Source organism: Metabacillus sp. RB-C-LZQ-3-1 (assembly GCF_058315175.1).
Map to the genome: position 1 here is coordinate 36342 of NZ_JBZFLI010000024.1, position 20610 is coordinate 56951.

The 20610-nt window shown below is 36.5% G+C and carries 19 protein-coding genes; all 19 read left to right on the top strand.

The features are described 5' to 3' along the window. Positions 1 to 299: 299 nt before the first annotated feature. The 19 genes from spoIIE (at position 300) to lysS (ending at position 20425) form a co-directional block, all read left to right on the top strand. The gene (gene spoIIE, locus AC4GZ8_RS23510; RefSeq protein ID WP_491084310.1) at positions 300 to 2774 is read left to right on the top strand and encodes a stage II sporulation protein E; all 2475 of its coding nucleotides are present in this window, start codon (positions 300 to 302) and stop codon (positions 2772 to 2774) included. Positions 2775 to 2861: 87 nt separating this feature from the next. Further along, complete coding sequence (locus tag AC4GZ8_RS23515; RefSeq protein ID WP_491084329.1) at positions 2862 to 3626, top strand: VWA domain-containing protein; 765 nt, start codon at positions 2862 to 2864, stop codon at positions 3624 to 3626. Next, positions 3610 to 4623 carry a serine/threonine protein kinase PrkT gene (gene prkT, locus AC4GZ8_RS23520; protein ID WP_491084311.1) on the top strand — a complete coding sequence of 338 codons (1014 nt, stop codon included), beginning with the start codon at positions 3610 to 3612 and terminating at the stop codon, positions 4621 to 4623. Before AC4GZ8_RS23515 ends, prkT begins: the two co-directional genes overlap by 17 nt. Before the next feature lie 138 nt (positions 4624 to 4761). Beyond that, positions 4762 to 6141, top strand: coding sequence for a tRNA lysidine(34) synthetase TilS (gene tilS, locus AC4GZ8_RS23525; protein WP_491084312.1), 1380 nt, complete (start codon positions 4762 to 4764; stop codon positions 6139 to 6141). Positions 6142 to 6162: 21 nt separating this feature from the next. Next, positions 6163 to 6702, top strand: a complete 540-nt coding sequence (gene hpt / locus AC4GZ8_RS23530; protein WP_491084313.1) for a hypoxanthine phosphoribosyltransferase — start codon at positions 6163 to 6165, stop codon at positions 6700 to 6702. An 84-nt stretch (positions 6703 to 6786) separates the two neighbouring features. Then, positions 6787 to 8721 (top strand): ATP-dependent zinc metalloprotease FtsH, encoded by a 1935-nt coding sequence (gene ftsH / locus AC4GZ8_RS23535; RefSeq protein WP_491084314.1) that lies wholly within the window; start codon positions 6787 to 6789, stop codon positions 8719 to 8721. Between the two features lie 291 nt (positions 8722 to 9012). Then, positions 9013 to 9783, top strand: a complete 771-nt coding sequence (locus tag AC4GZ8_RS23540; RefSeq protein ID WP_491084315.1) for a type III pantothenate kinase — start codon at positions 9013 to 9015, stop codon at positions 9781 to 9783. Between the two features lie 49 nt (positions 9784 to 9832). Then, positions 9833 to 10714, top strand: a complete 882-nt coding sequence (hslO, locus tag AC4GZ8_RS23545; RefSeq protein WP_491084316.1) for an Hsp33 family molecular chaperone HslO — start codon at positions 9833 to 9835, stop codon at positions 10712 to 10714. A 35-nt stretch (positions 10715 to 10749) separates the two neighbouring features. After that, entirely contained in the window at positions 10750 to 11646 is an 897-nt protein-coding gene (locus tag AC4GZ8_RS23550; protein WP_491084317.1) for a peptidyl-prolyl cis-trans isomerase, read from the top strand. A 104-nt stretch (positions 11647 to 11750) separates the two neighbouring features. Beyond that, positions 11751 to 12674: a cysteine synthase A gene (gene cysK / locus AC4GZ8_RS23555; protein WP_491084318.1), complete on the top strand. Its 924-nt coding sequence runs from the start codon at positions 11751 to 11753 to the stop codon at positions 12672 to 12674. A 366-nt stretch (positions 12675 to 13040) separates the two neighbouring features. Beyond that, positions 13041 to 14453 (top strand): anthranilate synthase component I family protein, encoded by a 1413-nt coding sequence (locus AC4GZ8_RS23560; RefSeq protein ID WP_491084319.1) that lies wholly within the window; start codon positions 13041 to 13043, stop codon positions 14451 to 14453. A gap of 10 nt (positions 14454 to 14463) precedes the next feature. Then, entirely contained in the window at positions 14464 to 15048 is a 585-nt protein-coding gene (gene pabA / locus AC4GZ8_RS23565; RefSeq protein ID WP_491084320.1) for an aminodeoxychorismate/anthranilate synthase component II, read from the top strand. Between the two features lie 4 nt (positions 15049 to 15052). Next, complete coding sequence (gene pabC, locus AC4GZ8_RS23570) at positions 15053 to 15913, top strand: aminodeoxychorismate lyase (RefSeq protein ID WP_491084321.1); 861 nt, start codon at positions 15053 to 15055, stop codon at positions 15911 to 15913. Positions 15914 to 15926: 13 nt separating this feature from the next. Further along, positions 15927 to 16781, top strand: a complete 855-nt coding sequence (folP, locus tag AC4GZ8_RS23575) for a dihydropteroate synthase (RefSeq protein WP_491084322.1) — start codon at positions 15927 to 15929, stop codon at positions 16779 to 16781. Next, positions 16774 to 17136: a dihydroneopterin aldolase gene (folB, locus tag AC4GZ8_RS23580; protein ID WP_491084330.1), complete on the top strand. Its 363-nt coding sequence runs from the start codon at positions 16774 to 16776 to the stop codon at positions 17134 to 17136. The genes folP and folB overlap by 8 nt, the downstream gene beginning before the upstream one ends. Further along, positions 17133 to 17660, top strand: a complete 528-nt coding sequence (gene folK, locus AC4GZ8_RS23585; protein WP_491084323.1) for a 2-amino-4-hydroxy-6-hydroxymethyldihydropteridine diphosphokinase — start codon at positions 17133 to 17135, stop codon at positions 17658 to 17660. The genes folB and folK overlap by 4 nt, the downstream gene beginning before the upstream one ends. After that, complete coding sequence (locus AC4GZ8_RS23590) at positions 17612 to 17818, top strand: helix-turn-helix domain-containing protein (RefSeq protein ID WP_491084324.1); 207 nt, start codon at positions 17612 to 17614, stop codon at positions 17816 to 17818. Before folK ends, AC4GZ8_RS23590 begins: the two co-directional genes overlap by 49 nt. Before the next feature lie 17 nt (positions 17819 to 17835). Continuing rightward, complete coding sequence (dusB, locus tag AC4GZ8_RS23595; RefSeq protein ID WP_491084325.1) at positions 17836 to 18837, top strand: tRNA dihydrouridine synthase DusB; 1002 nt, start codon at positions 17836 to 17838, stop codon at positions 18835 to 18837. Between the two features lie 88 nt (positions 18838 to 18925). Continuing rightward, positions 18926 to 20425 (top strand): lysine--tRNA ligase, encoded by a 1500-nt coding sequence (gene lysS / locus AC4GZ8_RS23600; RefSeq protein WP_491084326.1) that lies wholly within the window; start codon positions 18926 to 18928, stop codon positions 20423 to 20425. Positions 20426 to 20610: the final 185 nt, after the last annotated feature.

Below are 20610 nucleotides of genomic sequence, written 5' to 3' on the forward strand. Positions count from 1 at the left end.
GCTTCTATGCAGCTAGTTTTTTTGTTGTTTAAGAAAGTATAAATTGGGGATCTAAAAAATTTCCCCTAATAACATTCATTCTATTCCAATTTTCTTTTGACTATTCCTGACTAGACATTACAGGTTTCACACAAATTTGATGTAAGACTTGATGGAAAAAATACTAAACGATTAGATATTTGTCGCTTTTTTCAAAAACAGTCGAACGGTTCTTTGGATACTCTACCTTCTTTTGACAAATTCCTATGATAAGCTTCGCTATAATTACAAGCAACATGAATAAGTGGAGGAATGAAAAAATGGAAAAAGTAGAAAGAAGGTTAATGGAGCCAATCTCGGAATTGGGAATGGAAAAAACCCAACAAGTGTTCAATCGACTCTTTCATCGAATTTCATCTAAAATACAACTTTTCCTCTTACACAAAGGGATTATTTATGCATTGATCGGATTTTTGTTAGGACGAGCCATTATTCTATCAGAGGTATTGCCTTTTGCTCTTCCATTCTTTGGGGCAGTCTTACTTATGAAGCGGGATAAGGCCATGTTAGCAGGGGTCTCACTTATTGCCGGTGGATTAACGATTTCTTATCAGGTTTCTTTAGTGATTACGATCTCTATCATTTTCTTTCTGATTTTAAATCGATTTGTATCTTATGTATTTAAGGATCAAATAAAAGTCCTTCCTTTTGTTATATTTGGTACGGTTGCTTTAACAAGACTAGCTTACTCCCTTGCTGTTAAATCAGAGTTAATGTTGTATGACTATATGATGGCAGGGGTAGAATCAGGACTTTCATTTATCCTTACGTTAATTTTTCTTCAAAGTATTCCATTAATTTCGGCACGAAAATATAAGCATTCTTTAAAGGTTGAAGAGATTATTTGCATTATGATCCTTCTTGCTTCAGTTATGACTGGACTTGTGGGAGTATCATTCCAAAATCTCCAAGCAGAACATATTTTTTCACGCTATATCGTTCTTCTGTTTGCTTTTATTGGCGGTTCAAGTATTGGTTGTACAGTTGGAGTGGTGACAGGTTTAATTCTAAGTCTAGCGAACGTGGGGAATTTATATCATATGAGTCTCCTAGCATTTTCGGGCTTACTAGGCGGGCTTTTGCGAGAAGGGCAAAAGCTTGGAACAGCAATTGGATTATTAGTAGGCACTGTTCTAATCTCCTTATATGGACAAGGGTCAGCAGATTTAATGACAACATTACTAGAATCAATGATTGCCATTTTGCTTTTTTTACTTACACCAAAGGCGGTTACAGCGAGATTAGCTAAACATATACCTGGGACAAACGAGCATGCGCAAGAGCAACAGCAGTATGTGCGAAAAATTCGAGATGTCACAGCTCATAGAGTTGAGCAGTTTTCACATGTTTTTCATGCATTATCAGAGAGCTTCGCTACATTTTATGATAAGGATGAACAAGATAATACAGAGCAACGTGAAACAGATTTATTCTTAAGCAGTATTACAGAAAGCACCTGTCAGCATTGTTTCAAAAAAGAAAAATGTTGGGTTGAGAACTTTGATAAAACTTATGATTTAATGCAAAACATTATGCATGAGAATAAACAAAATACGTATAAGAGCAATATGAAACTTAGAAAGGAATTTGATCGACATTGTTCAAAAGCAAATAAAGTAGAGGAGGCAATTGAGCAGGAAATTAATTATTTCCAAGCAAATCAAAAATTAAAGAAAGAGGTGCAGGAAAGCAGAAGATTAGTTGCTGAACAATTATTAGGAGTTTCTAATGTTATGGGTGATTTATCAAAAGAAATTAAAAGGGAAAGGGAAAATCACTTTGTACAAGAAGAGCAAATATTAGATGCACTACAAAACTTCGGAATTGAAATCGTGAATGTTGATATTTTCAGTTTAGAACAAGGAAATGTTGATATTGAAATGAGCATCCCGTTCTGCAATGGACATGGGGAGTGTGAAAAAATTATTGCTCCGATGCTTTCAGACATACTAGAAGAGTCAATTATCGTAAAAAATGAAGAATGTGCAAACTATCCAAATGGATATTGTCATGTTTCTTTTGGATCAGCTAAGAAATACCGGATTGAAACAGGGGTTGCACATGCAGCTAAAGGTGGTGGCTTAGTATCAGGAGACAGTTATTCAATGATTGATTTAGGTGTAGGGAAATTTGCTGTTGCGATTAGTGATGGAATGGGAAATGGAGTTAGAGCTCATTTTGAAAGCAATGAAACCATTAAGCTTCTGCAAAAAATCTTACAATCAGGCATTGAAGAGAAGGTTGCTATTAAAACAATTAACTCGATCTTATCTTTAAGAACAACAGACGAAATCTTTTCGACTCTTGATCTAGCAATTGTTGATCTACAAGATGGAAACAGTAAATTCTTAAAAATTGGTTCAACACCTAGTTTTGTGAAGCGGGGAGATCAAATTATTAAAATTGAGGCAAGTAATTTACCAATGGGGATCATTGACGATTTTGATGTTGACGTTGTAGGTGAAAAGCTAAAAGCTGGAGATTTACTTATTATGATGAGTGACGGAATCTTTGAAGGGCCGAAGCATGTAGAAAATCATGATTTATGGATGAAGCGAAAAATCAGTGAAATGAAAACAACTGATCCGCAGGAAATTGCAGATCTCATTATGGAGGAAGTGATTAGAACAAGATCAGGGAAAATAGAAGATGATATGACAGTTGTAGTTTCAGCTATTGAGCATAATACACCAAAGTGGGCGAGCATCCCTGTTTCATCAAAGAAAATAGGATAGGAAGAAGTATAAAATAAAACCCTCCTGGCGAGTATGATAATAGTTTTACGTCACGGAATGATTGAACAAAGGGAAAATTTATGGAGAATGGAACATCTCTCTAGGAGGGTAAGTATGGAAAAAGGTCATTTAAAACAAATTCTACTTATTACAGATGGTTGCTCAAATCACGGGGAAGATCCAATAGCAATGGCGGCTTTAGCCCAAGAACAAGGTATTACAGTTAACGTTATTGGTGTATTAGAGGAAAATGTGATAGATCAGGAATCTCTACAAGAGGTTGAAGGAATTGCCATGTCAGGTGGAGGTGTTCACCAAATTGTCTACGCTCATCAGCTCTCACAAACTGTACAGCATGTGACAAGAAAAGCTATGACACAAACTTTACAAGGTGTGGTAAATAAGGAACTTCAACAAATTTTAGGTAAACATACATCAATGGAGGAATTACCGCCTGAAAAAAGAGGAGAAGTAATGGAAGTAGTGGATGAGTTGGGTGAGACTACAAGCCTGGAGATTCTAATTTTAGTTGATACAAGCGCGAGTATGAAACCAAAACTTCCAACAGTGAAAGAAGCATTACTAGATCTATCCATTAGCTTAAATTCAAGGATAGGAGATAATCGTTTCTCGGTCTCAGTATTTCCTGGGAAAAAGGATGATGTTGAACAGGTTCTTGATTGGACACCAAGGCTTGAATCACTATCATCAATCTTTCCTAAGTTATCAACAGGAGGAATCACTCCAACAGGTCCAGCAATTAGAGAAGCTATAGGGCAGTTTAAAAAGAAGCGTTCCCTTAGAAATCTATTAAGAAATGAAGAAGAGTATTACGATGAATCAAGTATGTAACCTCGCTCCTGGTTCCGTTATTACAGGTAAATGGAATCAGGAGCGTTATACAATCATTAAGGCCTTAGGACAAGGTGCAACAGGCAATGTTTACTTGGCAGATTGCAGAAGAGGGAACGTAGCACTTAAACTTAGTGAAAACAGCATGGCAATTACATCTGAGGTAAATGTACTAAAACATTTCTCTAAGGTCCAAGGTACTTTACTTGGACCTTCTTTACTTGATGTGGATGATTGGAAATATAACTCACAGAGGCTAGTTTCATTTTATGTTATGGAATATGTGCAAGGTAAAAACTTTCTTGAGTTTACAGAACAAAGAGGTATAGAGTGGGCAGGGGTCTTAACTCTTCAACTTTTAACAAACTTAGAAAGCCTCCATCAAGCGGGTTGGATATTTGGTGACTTAAAGCCTGAAAATTTAATCGTTTCAGGACCACCACCGAGAATTCGATGCATTGATGTAGGAGGAACAACTCAACAAGGAAGATCGATAAAAGAGTTTACAGAGTTCTTTGATCGTGGATATTGGGGAATGGGAAACCGAAAGGCAGAGCCGGCATATGATTTGTTTTCAGTAGCAATGATTATGATTAATGCTGCATATCCAAAACGCTTTAAAAAATCAAATGATCGTGATGGACAAAGTCAGCTAATAGAAAAAATTAAGCAACACCCTTTTTTACTTAAACATGAGGATGTTTTAGAAAAGGCATTAACAGGGAATTACCTAAGTGCAGGTGAAATGAAGTCAGATTTTATCCATTTGCTGTCTAAGAAAACATGCAAAGGAAGATCAGCTTCTTCTTCCTATAAAACAAAGGTTTCCAAACAAAGTGGACCCCAACCACATAAACCTAAAAAAACACAGACACAGCAGACAAGGCAGCAAGTAAAAAAGAAGAAAAAGAAGGCAAACTTTTTTCTTGAAACAGTTGTAATTTTAATCGGAGTCTGTGTTATCTATTCATTATATGTTTATCATGTTCTATTATAATTACCGAATTTTTGTCAATTTGTAGAAAAAATATGTTGAATATGTGAACGGTTCCTTCTTCTTTGTTATTTTATTTAAAATAATGGTAGGATAAATATATGAAAACTTTGAGGAATACCGTATAAAGAGGGGAAAAAGGTGGAAAATTTAGATAACCTGATTCAGCGACAACAACTTATTAAAAAAGGATCATCGATTGTTGTAGGTGTATCAGGTGGGCCCGATTCTTTAGCTCTGCTCCATATGCTTTACAAACATATGGAGAAATTGGATCTGAATGTTGTGGCTGCCCATGTAGATCATATGTTTAGAGGGGAACAGTCCCGAGCTGAAATGGAGTTTGTCATAACATTTTGTGAAGAGCTGGGGATCACGTGTGAAGCCCGGCAAATTGATGTAAAAGCTTATGCAATAAAAAATAAATTGAGCTCACAAGTTGCTGCAAGAGAATGCAGGTATCAGTTTTTTAAAGAAATTCTTGATAAGCATCAGGCAACCTATTTGGCTTTAGGTCACCATGGTGATGATCAAATCGAAACAATCCTTATGAGACTTGTAAGAGGTAATACAGGTGAAGCGTTAGCTGGAATGAAGCGGGAGAGACCATTTCATAATGGGTATATTATTAGACCGTTACTAGATTTCTCAAAGGAGCAAATCCTTCATTATTGCAATGAAAATCAATTAAGGCCGAGATTTGATCCCAGCAACGAAAAAACAGATTACACAAGGAATCGGTTTAGAAAATATGTGCTTCCTTTTGTAAAACAAGAAAATCCACTAGCTCATGAAAAATTTCAATATTTTAGTGAAACCTTATTAGAGGATGAAACGTATTTACATGCATTAACCGAAAAAAACATGAATACAGTAATCAAAAGGAAGGAAAATTCGATTGTTGAAATGGATATCAACACGTTTCTAAGCCTACCTTTGCCTTTACAAAGAAGAGGGATTAAACTAATATTAAACTATCTATATGTAAATATTCCATCTTCCCTTTCTTCAATACATATCGAGAGTTTACTTTCATTGCTCTCACAGGATCACCCTTCAGGTTCGCTTGATTACCCAGACGGTCTTAAAGTGATTAAATCCTATCAGACATGTTTGTTTACTTTTGAACATGATGAAGATAGAGAATACTTTCATGTCCTTGAAATTCCTTCTGTGGTCACACTCCCAAATGGGTATAGTATTTCTTGTAAGTTAACTCAGGTTCCTATAAAGGACAAGGGAAACGACATTTTTCTACTGAGTGAAAAAGATTTAACTGAACCTCTAATTGTTCGAACGAGAAGACAGGGAGACAAAATTAAATTGAAAGGCATGAACGGCAGGAAAAAAGTCAAAGATATATTTATTGATGAAAAAATTCCATTACATAGCCGAAATTCCTGGCCAATCGTAGAAGATGGGAAAGGGAACATCCTTTGGATTCCAGGTCTTAAAAAATCAAGCTTTGAGACAAGGAGTATAGATGGGGATAGATGTATTGTATTAGAATTTAGAAGCTAATCTTCTAGGGGGCACACATTAATGAGACAAGATATTCAAGAAATTTTAGTTACATCAGAACAGATTCAAGAAAAGGTAAAAGAATTAGGAAAAGTCTTAACAGAAGAATATAAAGACCGTTTTCCGCTTGCAATTGGTGTTTTAAAAGGTGCAATGCCTTTTATGGGTGATCTTTTAAAGAACATTGATACATACTTGGAAATGGATTTTATGGATGTTTCAAGTTATGGTACATCCACAGTTTCTTCTGGTGAAGTAAAGATTATTAAGGACTTAGATACTTCTGTAGAAGGAAGAGATATCCTGATTATTGAGGATATCATTGATAGTGGTTTAACATTAAGTTATTTGGTTAAACTTTTCCGTTATCGTAAAGCAAAATCAATTAAGATTGTTACTTTGCTTGATAAGCCTACAGGTAGAAAAGCCGATATAAATGCAGATTATGTAGGTTTTGAAGTTCCGGATGCATTTGTTGTTGGTTATGGATTGGATTATATTGAAAAATACCGAAACCTTCCGTATATCGGCGTGTTAAAGCCTGAGATTTATCAGAAATAATCAGTTTTTCTAATTTGTTGTATTACCATGATTTTCTATGATACTATTTAAAATAGTTGTGTTTACTGTGGGAGGAGGTAAGGAATGAATCGGATCTTCCGTAATACCATATTTTATTTACTTATATTTTTAGTCATCATTGGAGTTGTTAGCTTCTTTACAGGTGCTAATCCAAAAACAGAGCAAATCACGTATAATGATTTCATTTCTGACTTAAACAATGGAAATGTAACAGAAATGACCGTACAGCCGGTTCGAGGTGTATTTGAGGTTAGAGGTAAAATGAAAGGTTATGAAGATGACGAGACCTTTTTAACATATATACCAACTGAACAAGGGCTAGACCGTGTTGATAAGGCTGCTGAAGCGAACAATGTTCAGAAGTTGGATATTGCCCCAGCAGAAGAAACAAGTGGATGGGTAACTTTTTTCACATCCATCATACCATTCGTCATTATCTTTATACTCTTCTTCTTTTTGCTTAACCAAGCTCAGGGCGGTGGCAGCCGTGTTATGAACTTCGGGAAAAGTAAGGCTAAGCTTTACAGTGAGGAAAAGAAAAAAGTTAAATTTAAAGATGTAGCGGGTGCTGATGAAGAAAAGCAAGAACTCGTTGAAGTTGTTGAATTCTTAAAAGACCCTCGCAAATTTGCTGAGTTAGGTGCTAGAATTCCTAAAGGTGTTCTTTTAGTTGGACCACCTGGTACAGGTAAGACTTTACTTGCCCGTGCTGTAGCTGGTGAAGCTGGCGTTCCTTTCTTCTCAATTAGTGGATCAGATTTCGTTGAAATGTTTGTCGGTGTCGGGGCTTCACGTGTTCGAGACTTATTCGAAAACGCTAAAAAGAACGCACCATGTATTATTTTTATCGATGAAATTGATGCTGTCGGACGTCAACGTGGAGCTGGTTTAGGTGGCGGTCATGATGAACGTGAGCAAACACTTAACCAATTGCTTGTTGAAATGGATGGTTTTGGAGCGAATGAAGGAATTATCATTATTGCTGCAACGAATAGACCAGATATTTTAGACCCTGCATTACTTCGTCCGGGACGATTTGACCGTCAAATTACAGTTGACCGTCCAGATGTAAATGGACGTGAAGCAGTACTTAAAGTGCATGCTCGCAATAAACCGCTCGATGAATCAGTTGATTTAAAAGCAATCGCTGCCCGTACGCCAGGATTCTCTGGTGCAGATTTAGAAAACTTATTAAATGAAGCGGCTCTAGTAGCGGCAAGACAAAATAAGAAGAAAATTGATAATACGGACCTTGATGAAGCAACAGACCGCGTGATCGCCGGACCTGCCAAGAAGAGTCGTGTTATTTCTAAGAAAGAGCGAAATATTGTTGCTTATCATGAAGCAGGTCACACGATTATTGGTGTTGTCTTAGATGAAGCGGATATGGTACATAAGGTAACAATCGTTCCTCGTGGGCAAGCCGGCGGATATGCTGTTATGCTTCCAAAAGAAGATCGTTACTTCATGACAAAACCTGAATTGCTAGATAAGATCACTGGCTTGCTTGGTGGTCGAGTTGCTGAAGAAATCATCTTTGGTGAAGTAAGTACAGGTGCACATAACGACTTCCAAAGAGCGACAAATATTGCAAGAAAAATGGTTACAGAATATGGAATGAGCGAAAAGCTTGGACCATTACAATTTGGTCAAGCGCAAGGTGGTCAAGTGTTCTTAGGAAGAGATCTTCATAATGAACAAAACTACAGTGATGCAATCGCTCATGAAATTGATATGGAAATTCAACGTTTCATTAAGGAATCGTATGAAAGAGCACGTCAAATTCTAACAGAAAACCGCGAGAAGCTGGAGCTTGTAGCACAAACATTGTTAGAAGTAGAAACACTTGATGCAGCTCAAATTTCAAGCCTTGTTGAAACAGGAAAACTTCCTGAACGTCCAGCAGTCGTTAATGAGGACAAGGAAGATAAATCAGAGGATGTAAAAGTCAATATCAATACAAAAAAAGAAGAGGATAACACTTCTTCTGATAAATAATTTCCCTTTAAAAAGACCGGTGACATTTGTCACCGGTCTTTTATTTGTACGTTAAGAAAGTATAACATTTTACAGAGTGTTGGTATCTAGCTCCAGCGCCTAGCCCCTCGAGTCATAAGCCAATTTGGAATTGAAGGTAAAGAACACCTTCTATTCCAAATCGTCTTATGCTTGTCGGGGCTGATCAAGGCGCTTGCGCTTTTCTGATAATCTCCGAATATGGAAGTAAAGGTACTTTATGATAAAATAGTACGGTAAAGAAAAATAGAACTAGATAAAGTGGTGATCCTTTTGATTTTAGTATTGGACGTAGGAAATACAAATACCGTTTTAGGGGTATATAGTCAAGATACATTAAAACATCATTGGAGAATTGAGACGAGTCGTAATAAGACCGAAGATGAATTTGGTATGCTTATAAAAAATCTTTTTGAGCATGAAAATATCTCATTTCATCAAATTGAGGGTATCATTATTTCTTCTGTTGTCCCTCCTATTATGTTTGCACTTGAAAGAATGTGCAGCAAATATTTTGACATAAAACCGTTAGTGGTTGGACCTGGAATAAAAACAGGACTCAATATTAAATATGAAAATCCAAGAGAAGTTGGAGCTGACAGAATTGTCAATGCAGTTGCAGGAATACAAGACTATGGCAGTCCCCTTATCATTGTAGATTTTGGAACAGCAACTACATATTGCTATATCAATGAACATAAACAATATATGGGGGGAGCAATTGCCCCTGGCATCAACATTTCAACAGAAGCCCTTTACTCAAGAGCGGCAAAATTGCCAAGGATAGAAATTACACGCCCTGATCATATTATTGGGAAAAACACTGTTAGTGCAATGCAATCAGGGATACTATATGGATATGTAGGACAAGTAGAAGGTATTGTTAAGCGTATGAAAGAACAATCTAAGGAAGTACCAAGAGTTATTGCAACTGGCGGCCTTGCTACTCTTATTGCTAAAGAATCGGATTGTATTGATATTGTAGATCCTTTCTTAACACTACGAGGCCTGCAACTTATTTATAAACGTAATGTGAATGAATAAGAATCAGATAAAATAATCACATTGCTTTTTGAAAGGGAGTTAAATACTTATGACAGACTATTTAATTAAAGCTATCGCTTTTAATAATCAGGTTAGAGCTTATGCTGCAAGAACAACCGAGACGATAGGCGAAGCACAAAGAAGACATCAGACCTGGCCGACGGCATCTGCTGCATTAGGTAGATCTATGACTGCTGGAGTAATGCTTGGGTCGATGTTAAAGGGAGATGCGAAGCTTACAATAAAGGTTGAAGGTGGCGGCCCAATCGGAGTTATTATTGTTGACAGCAATGCGAAGGGAGAAGTAAGAGGGTATGTCACTAATCCTCAGACGCATTTTGATCTTAATGAAAAGGGTAAGCTAGATGTAGCAAGAGCAGTAGGGACCCAAGGGAACTTAACGATTGTTAAAGACCTGGGGTTAAAAGACCATTTTTCAGGACAAGTACCAATTGTATCAGGCGAATTAGGAGAGGATTTTACATACTATCTTGTTACTTCTGAACAAATTCCATCATCGGTAGGCGTGGGTGTTCTTGTGAATCCTGACAACACCATATTAGCTTCAGGCGGCTTTATCATTCAACTGCTTCCTGGAACGGATGAAGAAACAATTACAGAAATCGAAAAAAGATTAGGAGCAATGGAGCCAATTTCAAAACTAATACAAAGAGGATTAACACCAGAAGAAATACTTGAGGAAGTACTTGGTGAGGGAAATGTTAAAGTATTAGAAAAACAACCTGTTGCGTTTAAATGTCAATGCTCTAAGGAGCGTATTGAAAATGCAATTGTTAGTTTAGGACCCGATGAAATTCAGGCTATGATTGATGAGGATGGACAAGCTGAGGCACAATGTCATTTTTGCAATGAAGTGTATTTATTAACGAAAGAAGACTTAGAAGAATTAAAAGCAGAAGCAAGTAAATAAGAAATAGATATGGAGAAGTACTGGGAGTTGAGAACTTGAGCGGTAAAGTGTTGTGGAGCATTATTTTTGGCTTAGTTATTATTAATTGCTTAACAATAGGCTACTTTGTGTCAGGAAAAACGGAGGCAATACCAGTGGCTAGTCATGAAACAACTAGTGAAACGATTGCCACAATTGGTGATACAACCATAACACGAGAGCAGTGGATGGCTGAGCTTGAAAGTCGTTATGGAAAAGATACATTAAGAGAGTTAATTAATATTCAAGTAGTGGAAGAGTTAGCAAAAAAGCATAACATTACGGTATCTGAAGAGGTTATTAATAGAGAGCTGGCTGTTTATAAATCTATGTATAATTCGTTAGATGAAGAGCAGTTTGGTAATGAGGATAATTGGGAAAAGCAAATTCGCTATAGTATCTTATTAGAGGAACTATTAACACGTGATGTTTCAGTATCTGAGAAAGATATAAGAAAGTTTTACGAGGACAATAAGGATTTATATGATATTGATGAATCCTATCATTTATCACATATCGTCGTAAAAACCGAAAAAGAAGCGAAGGTAATTATCGATGAATTAGAAGGTGGTTCAAGTTTTGAAGCTCTTGCTTTGGAGGCTTCAATTGATGAGTTCACGGCTAATTCAGGAGGAGATTTAGGGTTTATTTCAAAGAGCAATACGTATGTTCCACAACCATATTTTGAAGTAGCTTCAACATTACAAGAAGGAGATTGGAGTGAACCTGTCGAAGTTGATACAGGGTATGCTGTTCTTTTTTTGCATGAAAAGATGAAGGGACAAACATTTAGTTTTGAGGATGTAAAAGATCAAATCCGAAGACAGATTGCATTAGAGCAAATGGAAGGTTCAGTAACGGTTGATCCTTTATGGGAAGAAATGGGTGTTACATGGTTTTATGGTGAGGAATAAGGAAAAAATAGTACAAATAGCACAAAAGGTTTTGACAATTTCGAATTAAATTGCTATATTACTTATAAATCCAATAAATTTACTCGGGATAGGGGAGGAAAAGCATGGCACGCGTTGCAAATTCAATACATGAATTAATCGGTGAAACACCTATTGTAAAATTAAACAGACTTGTTGATGATAATAGTGCAGATGTTTATTTAAAACTAGAATTTATGAACCCTGGTAGCAGCGTAAAAGATCGTATCGGTCTTGCGATGATTGAAGCTGCTGAAAAGAAGGGTGATTTAAAAGCTGGCGATACAATCATTGAACCGACTAGCGGTAATACTGGAATTGGTTTAGCGATGGTTGCTGCAGCAAAAGGTCTTAAAGCTATCTTAGTAATGCCTGATACAATGAGTATGGAGCGTAGAAACTTACTTCGTGCATATGGTGCAGAACTTGTTTTAACACCTGGTTCTGAAGGAATGGGAGGCGCGATCCGTAAAGCGGAAGAGCTTTCAAAAGAGCATGGCTACTTTATGCCACAGCAATTTAAAAACGAAGCGAACCCAGAAGTACACCGTTTAACAACAGGGAAAGAAATTGTTGAACAAATGGGTGATCAACTTGATGCTTTTGTAGCGGGTATCGGTACTGGCGGTACAATTACTGGTGCTGGATCAGTTTTAAAAGAAAACTATCCTTCAATTAAAATTTATGCAGTTGAACCAACGGATTCACCAGTTCTTTCTGGTGGGAAACCAGGTCCACATAAAATCCAAGGTATTGGAGCAGGGTTTGTTCCAGATATTTTAGATACTAACGTGTATGATGAAGTAATCACTGTAAAAAATGAAGAAGCTTTCGAAACAGCTAGAAAAGCAGCTAGCCAAGAAGGTATTCTAGGCGGTATTTCATCAGGTGCGGCAATTTATGCAGCATTGAAAGTTGCGAAAGAATTAGGTAAAGGCAAAAAAGTATTAGCTGTACTTCCAAGTAACGGTGAACGTTACCTAAGCACACCTTTATACCAATTTGATTAATATCATGCTCGCTTAGAGGTTGACTACTTAGTCAGCCTCTTTTTAATATACTTGATTCACTTTATATTATCGAAAGGACTGCCGCATACTAAGGAAAGTTCATATTAGATAAGGATCTTTTTCTAAGTCTGTTTTTATTAGGATTTTAATTTATAGCGATTTAGGTTGATTGTAGCAGAAGGTCGGCATTATATGGGAATAACTAGAAGTGATCATCCTGGAGTGCATCAATACTTGTTAAATAGCAATAAAATTTGAAATAAACAACCTAAGACAAACAATCTTTAGAAAAAAGATAAAATATTATGATTTCTTGATAACAATTATGTAAAATGTAAGTAAGAGTTTTAAAGGAGCGATTGAATCATGCAGCAAAGAAGGACACCTTTAAGTGTACATTTTGACTATACACTCGATTTTTTCAGCCAGTATCAATATCTTTCTAAAGATGAAGAACAACATGCCTTTTTAGAAAGTGGACGTGGTGGAAGGTACAGTATTGCAGGAATTAGACCATTTGCTACGGTCAGAGGAAAAGCTGAACAGCTAGTTATCTCAAATGGTGACGAGAAGACTGTGTTAGAAGGCAAGCCTCTGGATCTTTTTAGAGAGTGGTTTAAGCAATATTATACAAGTACAGACCCAAATCTACCTGATTTTCAAGGAGGAGCTATTGGCTTTATTAGCTATGACTGTGTTCGTCATTTTGAAACCTTACCTGAAATTGCTGTAGATGATTTAGAAACTCCTGATTTATATTTTTTATTGTTTGATGATATCGCAGTGTATGATCACGATACGTCAAAGCTATGGTTAATTACACATTACTATCAAGAGGAACAAACCCAACAAGCTTATGAAAAATTAAAACAAATGAAGGAAAAGTGGACGTGTGAACAGAAGGTTATAAGCAAAATGGAAAGCATCAAGGTTAAAACCTCTGATCCAATTATTTTTACAGAGGATGCGTTTAAAAGAGCTGTGGAATCAATAAAGGATTATATTGGACAAGGTGATGTATTCCAAGTCAATTTATCCTTAAGGCAGCATTTTTTACTAGAAAGCCATCCGCTAAAGATTTATGAAGCTTTACGTGAAGTAAACCCTTCGCCTTATATGGCTTATTTGCATTTTCCTGATCTTCAGATTGTTAGTGGCTCACCTGAATTACTTGTCAAAAAGAAGGAAAACCTTGTGAGCACTCGCCCAATTGCTGGGACACGTTCGCGAGGTAAGGATGAACAAGAAGATATGAGACTAGCTAATGAGCTGATTCAGAATGAGAAGGAAAGAGCCGAGCACGTGATGCTTGTTGACTTAGAGAGAAATGATCTTGGTCGTGTATGTGAATATGGTTCTGTTCATGTAAATGAATTTATGGTAATTGAAAAATATTCTCATGTCATGCATATTGTTTCAAATGTACAAGGGACATTAAAAAAAGATGCAAATTATGCAGATATTATCAAAGCGACATTCCCTGGTGGTACAATAACAGGAGCACCTAAAGTTCGAACAATGGAAATCATTGAGGAGCTTGAACCGACCAGAAGAGGAATATATACAGGTTCAATTGGTTGGATTGGTTTTGATGAGAATATGGAATTAAATATCGTTATACGGACAATGATTGCAAAAGACGGTTATGGGTATGTTCAATCTGGTGCAGGTATTGTGATTGATTCTAATCCGGATTATGAATATAAAGAGGCCTTAAAGAAAGCGAAGGCTATAGTAAAAGCAATTGAGTTGAGCAAAGAAGAGAAAATATTAGGTTGAGGTGAGTCTAGTGATTTTAATGATTGATAATTATGATTCATTTACGTTTAATTTAGTGCAGTACTTAGGTGAGCTTGGAGAGGAACTAGTCGTAAAGAGAAATGATGAAATCACAATTTCTGAAATTGAAGAGTTAAATCCGCAATTTCTAATGATTTCTCCAGGACCATGTAGTCCAAATGAGGCGGGAATTAGTATGGACGCTATCAAACATTTCGCTGGGAAAATCCCGATTTTTGGTGTTTGTTTAGGCCATCAATCGATTGCACAGGTTTTCGGGGGAGATGTTGTTCGCGCTGAACGATTAATGCATGGAAAAACGTCTGAAATGCACCATAATGGAGAAACCATTTTTAAAGGAATGGAAAATCCTTTTACAGCGACACGATATCATTCTCTAATTGTAAAAAATGAGACATTACCTGATTGCCTTGAAGTAACTGCTCGGACTAAAGACAATGAAATCATGGCAATTCGACATAAAACTTTACCTATAGAAGGTGTACAATTTCATCCAGAATCCATTATGACTTCGTTTGGAAAAGATTTGTTAAAAAACTTTATTACTCAATATAAACCTGTAGAAAAGAGCTAAACAAGTGTATATATATCATAATTCAAAGTTTATAAAAGATTCTGAAGCCACGATTTCTCCATTTGATCATGGCTTTCTTTATGGTTTAGGTGTATTTGAAACATTCCGAGTATATAAAGGCTTTCCATTCCTATTGCATGATCACCTTGATCGCCTTCAAGTTGCCGTAGATGAGCTGGGAATATCGTATAGAATAAATCGTCAAGAAATTTTTGATATGATTCAAGAGTTAATCACACTTAATCACTGTGATTTTGAGGATGTAACGGTTCGTTTAAACATTTCTGCGGGAAATGGAGAAGTTGGACAACTTCTCCAGGCTTATGACAATCCAACGGTTCTCTGTTTTTTAAGAAAAGCTCCTCCGGCAAAAATGATTGAAAAAAATGCGACTGTCTTAAAATTAAGAAGAAATACCCCAGAAGGAAACTACCGTCTTAAGTCACATCATTATTTAAATAATATTCTTGGAAAAAGAGAGCTTATCGAGACTCCGAATATAGACGGTATTTTTTTAACTGAACAAGGCTTTGTTGCCGAAGGGATTGTATCAAACGTTTTTTGGGGTGATGAGAATGGGGTATATACTCCATCACTAGATACAGGTATTCTTAATGGAATTACAAGGCAATTTGTCTTGAAATGTTTACAGTTGCTGCAAATACCAGTAAAAGAAGGATTCTTCGTTAAGGAACAAATGTTCAATTCTAAAGAAGTGATCATGACAAACTCTTCACAAGAGGTCTTAGCTATAAAAGAAATAGATGGGTATGAATTTAGTGGTAAAGATGGAATAATGATTCAAAAGCTAAATGATTTATATGCAAAGAATAGGATGAAACTATTAAGTATAGATGAGTTATAAAGGATTGAAGAAGATGAAACAAACGACAGTGAAGCATCAACAAGTAAAGTGTGGTAAATATACACTTAATATTCAGGATAAGACGATGATCATGGGGATTTTAAATATTACTCCTGATTCATTTTCTGATGGCGGCCGTTATATTGATATTGAAAAAGCAGTAGCTCATGCAAAGGAAATGATTAAACAAGGTGCTGATATCATTGATATTGGAGGAGAGTCTACAAGACCTGGGTTCACCACTGTTACAGCTGAAGAGGAAATGAAACGGGTGATTCCGGTTATTAAAAGACTTTCTCGTGAAATTAGTGTGCCTATTTCAATTGATACGTATAAAGCTGAAGTAGCAAAGCAAGCAGTCGAAGCTGGTGCTACAATCATAAATGACGTTTGGGGAGCTAAGGCAGATCCAAATATGGCGAAGGTTGCAGCCGACTATAATGTCCCAATAATCCTCATGCATAATCGAGACAACCAAAATTATGATCAATTAATACCAGACATGATTGCAGATTTAATGGAATCAGTTACAATAGCTAAAAATGCTGGAGTGAAGGATGAGAATATTATTCTAGACCCTGGTATAGGCTTTGCTAAGTCAATGGAGGATAATTTAGTAGTCATGAGAAATTTAGAAGCGTTTGTTCAACTCGGTTATCCATTATTGTTAGCTACTTCTCGTAAAAGGTTTATCGGGCATGTTCTTGATTTACCTCCAACAGAACGAATGGAAGGTACAGGTGCTACAGTTTGTCTCGGAATTCAGAAAGGTTGCCACATGGTGAGAGTTCATGATGTGTTAGAAATAGCCAGAATGGCCAAAATGATGGATGCAATGCTCGGAAAAGGAGGGGAGCACGATCGATAAAATTTACGTGAATGGAATGGAATTTTACGGTTACCACGGTGTGTTTAAAGAGGAAACAAAACTTGGGCAACGATTTAGAGTTGATTTAGTGGTAGAATTAGATTTGCAGAGGGCTGGAGAATCGGATTCCTTAGAACATAGTGTCAACTATGCATCATTATATAAAGTTTGTCAGGATATTGTTGAAGGTAAGCCGTATAAGCTTGTTGAGACTGTTGCAGAACAAATTGCTGCTAATATCTTAGCCGATTTTTCATTAATAAATGATTGTACCGTAAAGGTCGTTAAGCCAGATCCTCCTATTCCTGGCCATTATAAAGAAGTGGCTGTGGAAATTAGAAGGGGAAGATCATGAAAAATCAAGCCTATATAGCTCTTGGATCAAACATGGGAGACCGTGAGCGATATCTCATAGAAGCAATTAAGAAAATACATCAACAACCTAATATTGAAGTGGTAAATATATCCTCTATTTATGAAACAGATCCTGTTGGATACACAGATCAAGATCAATTTTTAAACATGGTTATTTACGTAAATACTGATTTAACAGCATTTCAGCTTCTTTCAACTTTACAGGAAATTGAAAGGCAACTAAATCGTAAACGAGAGATAAAATGGGGACCAAGAACTTTAGATCTTGACATTTTGCTTTTTAATCATGAAAATATTGAAGCAGAACAATTAATTGTTCCTCATCCTAGAATGCATGAACGAGCTTTTGTTCTTATACCATTATATGAATTAAATCAAGAAGTTAGCATTCCAAATGTAGATGAATCAATCTTAACTATCATAGATCAATTACACGATAAAGAAGGAGTACGAATATGGAAGCAGAAAAATGGGGTAGACGTATTCGCGCTTTTAGAAAGTTAAAAGGATTCACCCAAGAAAGTTTTGCGAAAGATCTTGGTGTGTCTGTTTCCGTATTAGGTGAAATAGAAAGAGGCAATCGTGAACCCAGCAAAGAATTTTTAGAGGATGTGGCTAAATCTCTTAATGTATCAATTGATGAGCTAAGCCCGGATAACTAGAAAGGAGGTAAGAAAGAATGTTTAAAATTGGTGATATTGAATTAAAAAACAGAGTAGTTTTAGCTCCGATGGCAGGAGTTTGTAACTCAGCATTTCGTTTAACTGTAAAAGAATTTGGTGCAGGTTTAGTTTGTGCGGAAATGGTTAGTGATAAAGCGATTCTATATAATAACGCTAGAACAATGGGAATGCTTTATATTGATGAGCGTGAAAAACCACTAAGCTTGCAAATTTTTGGTGGGGAAAAGGAAACCCTTGTTGAAGCGGCCAAATTTGTTGATAAAAATACAACGGCTGATATTATAGATATAAATATGGGTTGTCCTGTTCCTAAAATTACTAAATGTGATGCCGGAGCGAAGTGGCTTTTAGATCCAAACAAGATTTATGACATGGTATCTGCTGTAGTTGAAGCGGTTGATAAACCTGTTACAGTTAAAATGCGTATGGGATGGGATGATGAGCATATTTTTGCTGTCCGTAACGCACAAGCTGTTGAACGTGCAGGTGGAAAAGCAGTTGCTTTGCATGGTCGTACTCGTGTACAAATGTATGAAGGAACAGCAAATTGGGATATCATTAAAGAAGTAAAAGAATCAGTTAATATTCCTGTCATAGGAAACGGTGATGTCACAACACCTCAAGATGCGAAGCGCATGCTTGATGAGACAGGTGTAGACGGTGTAATGATCGGCCGTGCTGCTTTAGGAAATCCATGGATGATTTATCGTACAGTAAAATATTTAGAAACTGGCGAGTTAATGGATGAACCAGGGGTGCGTGAAAAAATGGAAGTTTGTAAGCTTCATTTAGATCGCCTGATTGCTCTTAAAAATGAAAATATAGCAGTTCGTGAAATGAGAAAGCATGCAGCTTGGTACCTAAAAGGTATTAGAGGCAATGCAAAGGTTCGTAATGAAGTTAATTTAATGAACACACGAGATGAGCTAGTTGCACTTTTAGATGAGTTTGTTCTAGAGATTGAGGCAAAAGAAAAAAGCACTAGCCAAGCAGGTTGATTCTAAGGATTTGAAGTCGTTGTTATACTGCCAGTACACCTGGCAGTTTTCTGCTTTTTTAAATTTGTGAAGAAGGAGTGTTGGCAGGATGAGTCAGGAAGAAATGAATCATGAAGAATTAAGTGACCAACTTAAAGTCAGACGAGAGAAATTACATAACTTAAGAGAAAAAGGGTTAGATCCATTCGGTAAACGTTTTGAAAGAACACATCAAACGGAAGAAATTATTACTGTGTACAATGAGTTTGAGAAGGAAGAACTAGAGGAAAAAGAAGTATCTGTCACAATTGCTGGCAGAATTATGACAAAGCGTGGAAAAGGGAAAGCCGGCTTTGCGCATATCCAAGATTTAACGGGACAGATTCAAATTTATGTTCGTAAAGATGAAATTGGTGAGGAAGCGTATGAAATCTTTAATACAGCTGACCTTGGTGATATTGTTGGTGTTTCGGGTGTTATTTTCAAGACAAAAGTCGGAGAGCTTTCTATTAAAGTTAAATCCTTTGAATTATTAACGAAATCTCTACGTCCATTACCTGATAAATTTCATGGTTTAAAAGACATTGAACAACGCTACCGTCAGAGATATGTAGATTTAATCATGAGTCCTGAAAGCAAAAAAACATTTATTACAAGAAGTAAAATTATTCAAGCTATGAGACGCTATTTAGATGATCAAGGATATTTAGAGGTTGAAACACCTACAATGCACTCTATACCTGGTGGAGCATCTGCACGTCCATTTATAACTCATCACAACGCTTTGGACATGCCGTTATATATGCGTATTGCGATTGAACTTCATTTGAAACGTCTAATTGTCGGTGGGTTAGAAAAGGTTTATGAAATTGGCCGAGTGTTTAGAAATGAAGGAGTTTCAACACGTCACAACCCTGAATTCACAATGATCGAACTTTATGAAGCATATGCAGATTACCAAGATATTATGACATTAACCGAGAATGTTATCGCACACGTGGCGAAAGAAGTATTGGGAACTACAACAGTTCAATACGGAGACTATGAAGTGAATCTTGAGCCTCAATGGGCAAGACTTCATATGGTAGATGCTATTAAAGAACATACCGGTGCAGACTTCTGGAAAGAGATGTCGGTTGAAGAAGCGCGTGAACTTGCTGATAAGCATAATGTTGAAATAAACGAACATATGCAGTATGGACATATTGTAAATGAATTTTTTGAACAAAAAGTTGAAGAAAAGTTAATTCAACCAACCTTCATATATGGACATCCAGTAGAAATCTCTCCTTTGGCCAAGAAAAATGATCAAGATCCTCGTTTTACGGATCGTTTTGAGCTATTTATTGTTGCACGTGAGCATGCAAATGCCTTCACTGAGTTAAATGATCCAATTGATCAGAAAGAACGTTTTGAAGCTCAACTTAAAGAACGTGAGCAAGGGAACGATGAAGCTCATATGATGGATGAGGACTTTATAGAAGCGCTAGAATATGGTATGCCTCCGACAGGCGGATTAGGCATTGGTATTGACCGTTTGGTGATGCTGTTAACTAATTCTCCATCCATTAGAGATGTGTTATTATTCCCTCAAATGAGACATCGTTAAGGTAAAACTCCTGCAATTGCAGGAGTTTTAATTTTTTTTAAAAAAGTTCTTGATTTAATTATTAGGTGATGGTATATTTGAATACGTTGCTGCGAAACATGCAGTTAACTTTTAAAAACAAAATAAAAAAGTTGTTGACAAACATCTTGGAAGTTTGTTATGATATAAAAGTTGTGTTAAGCAAT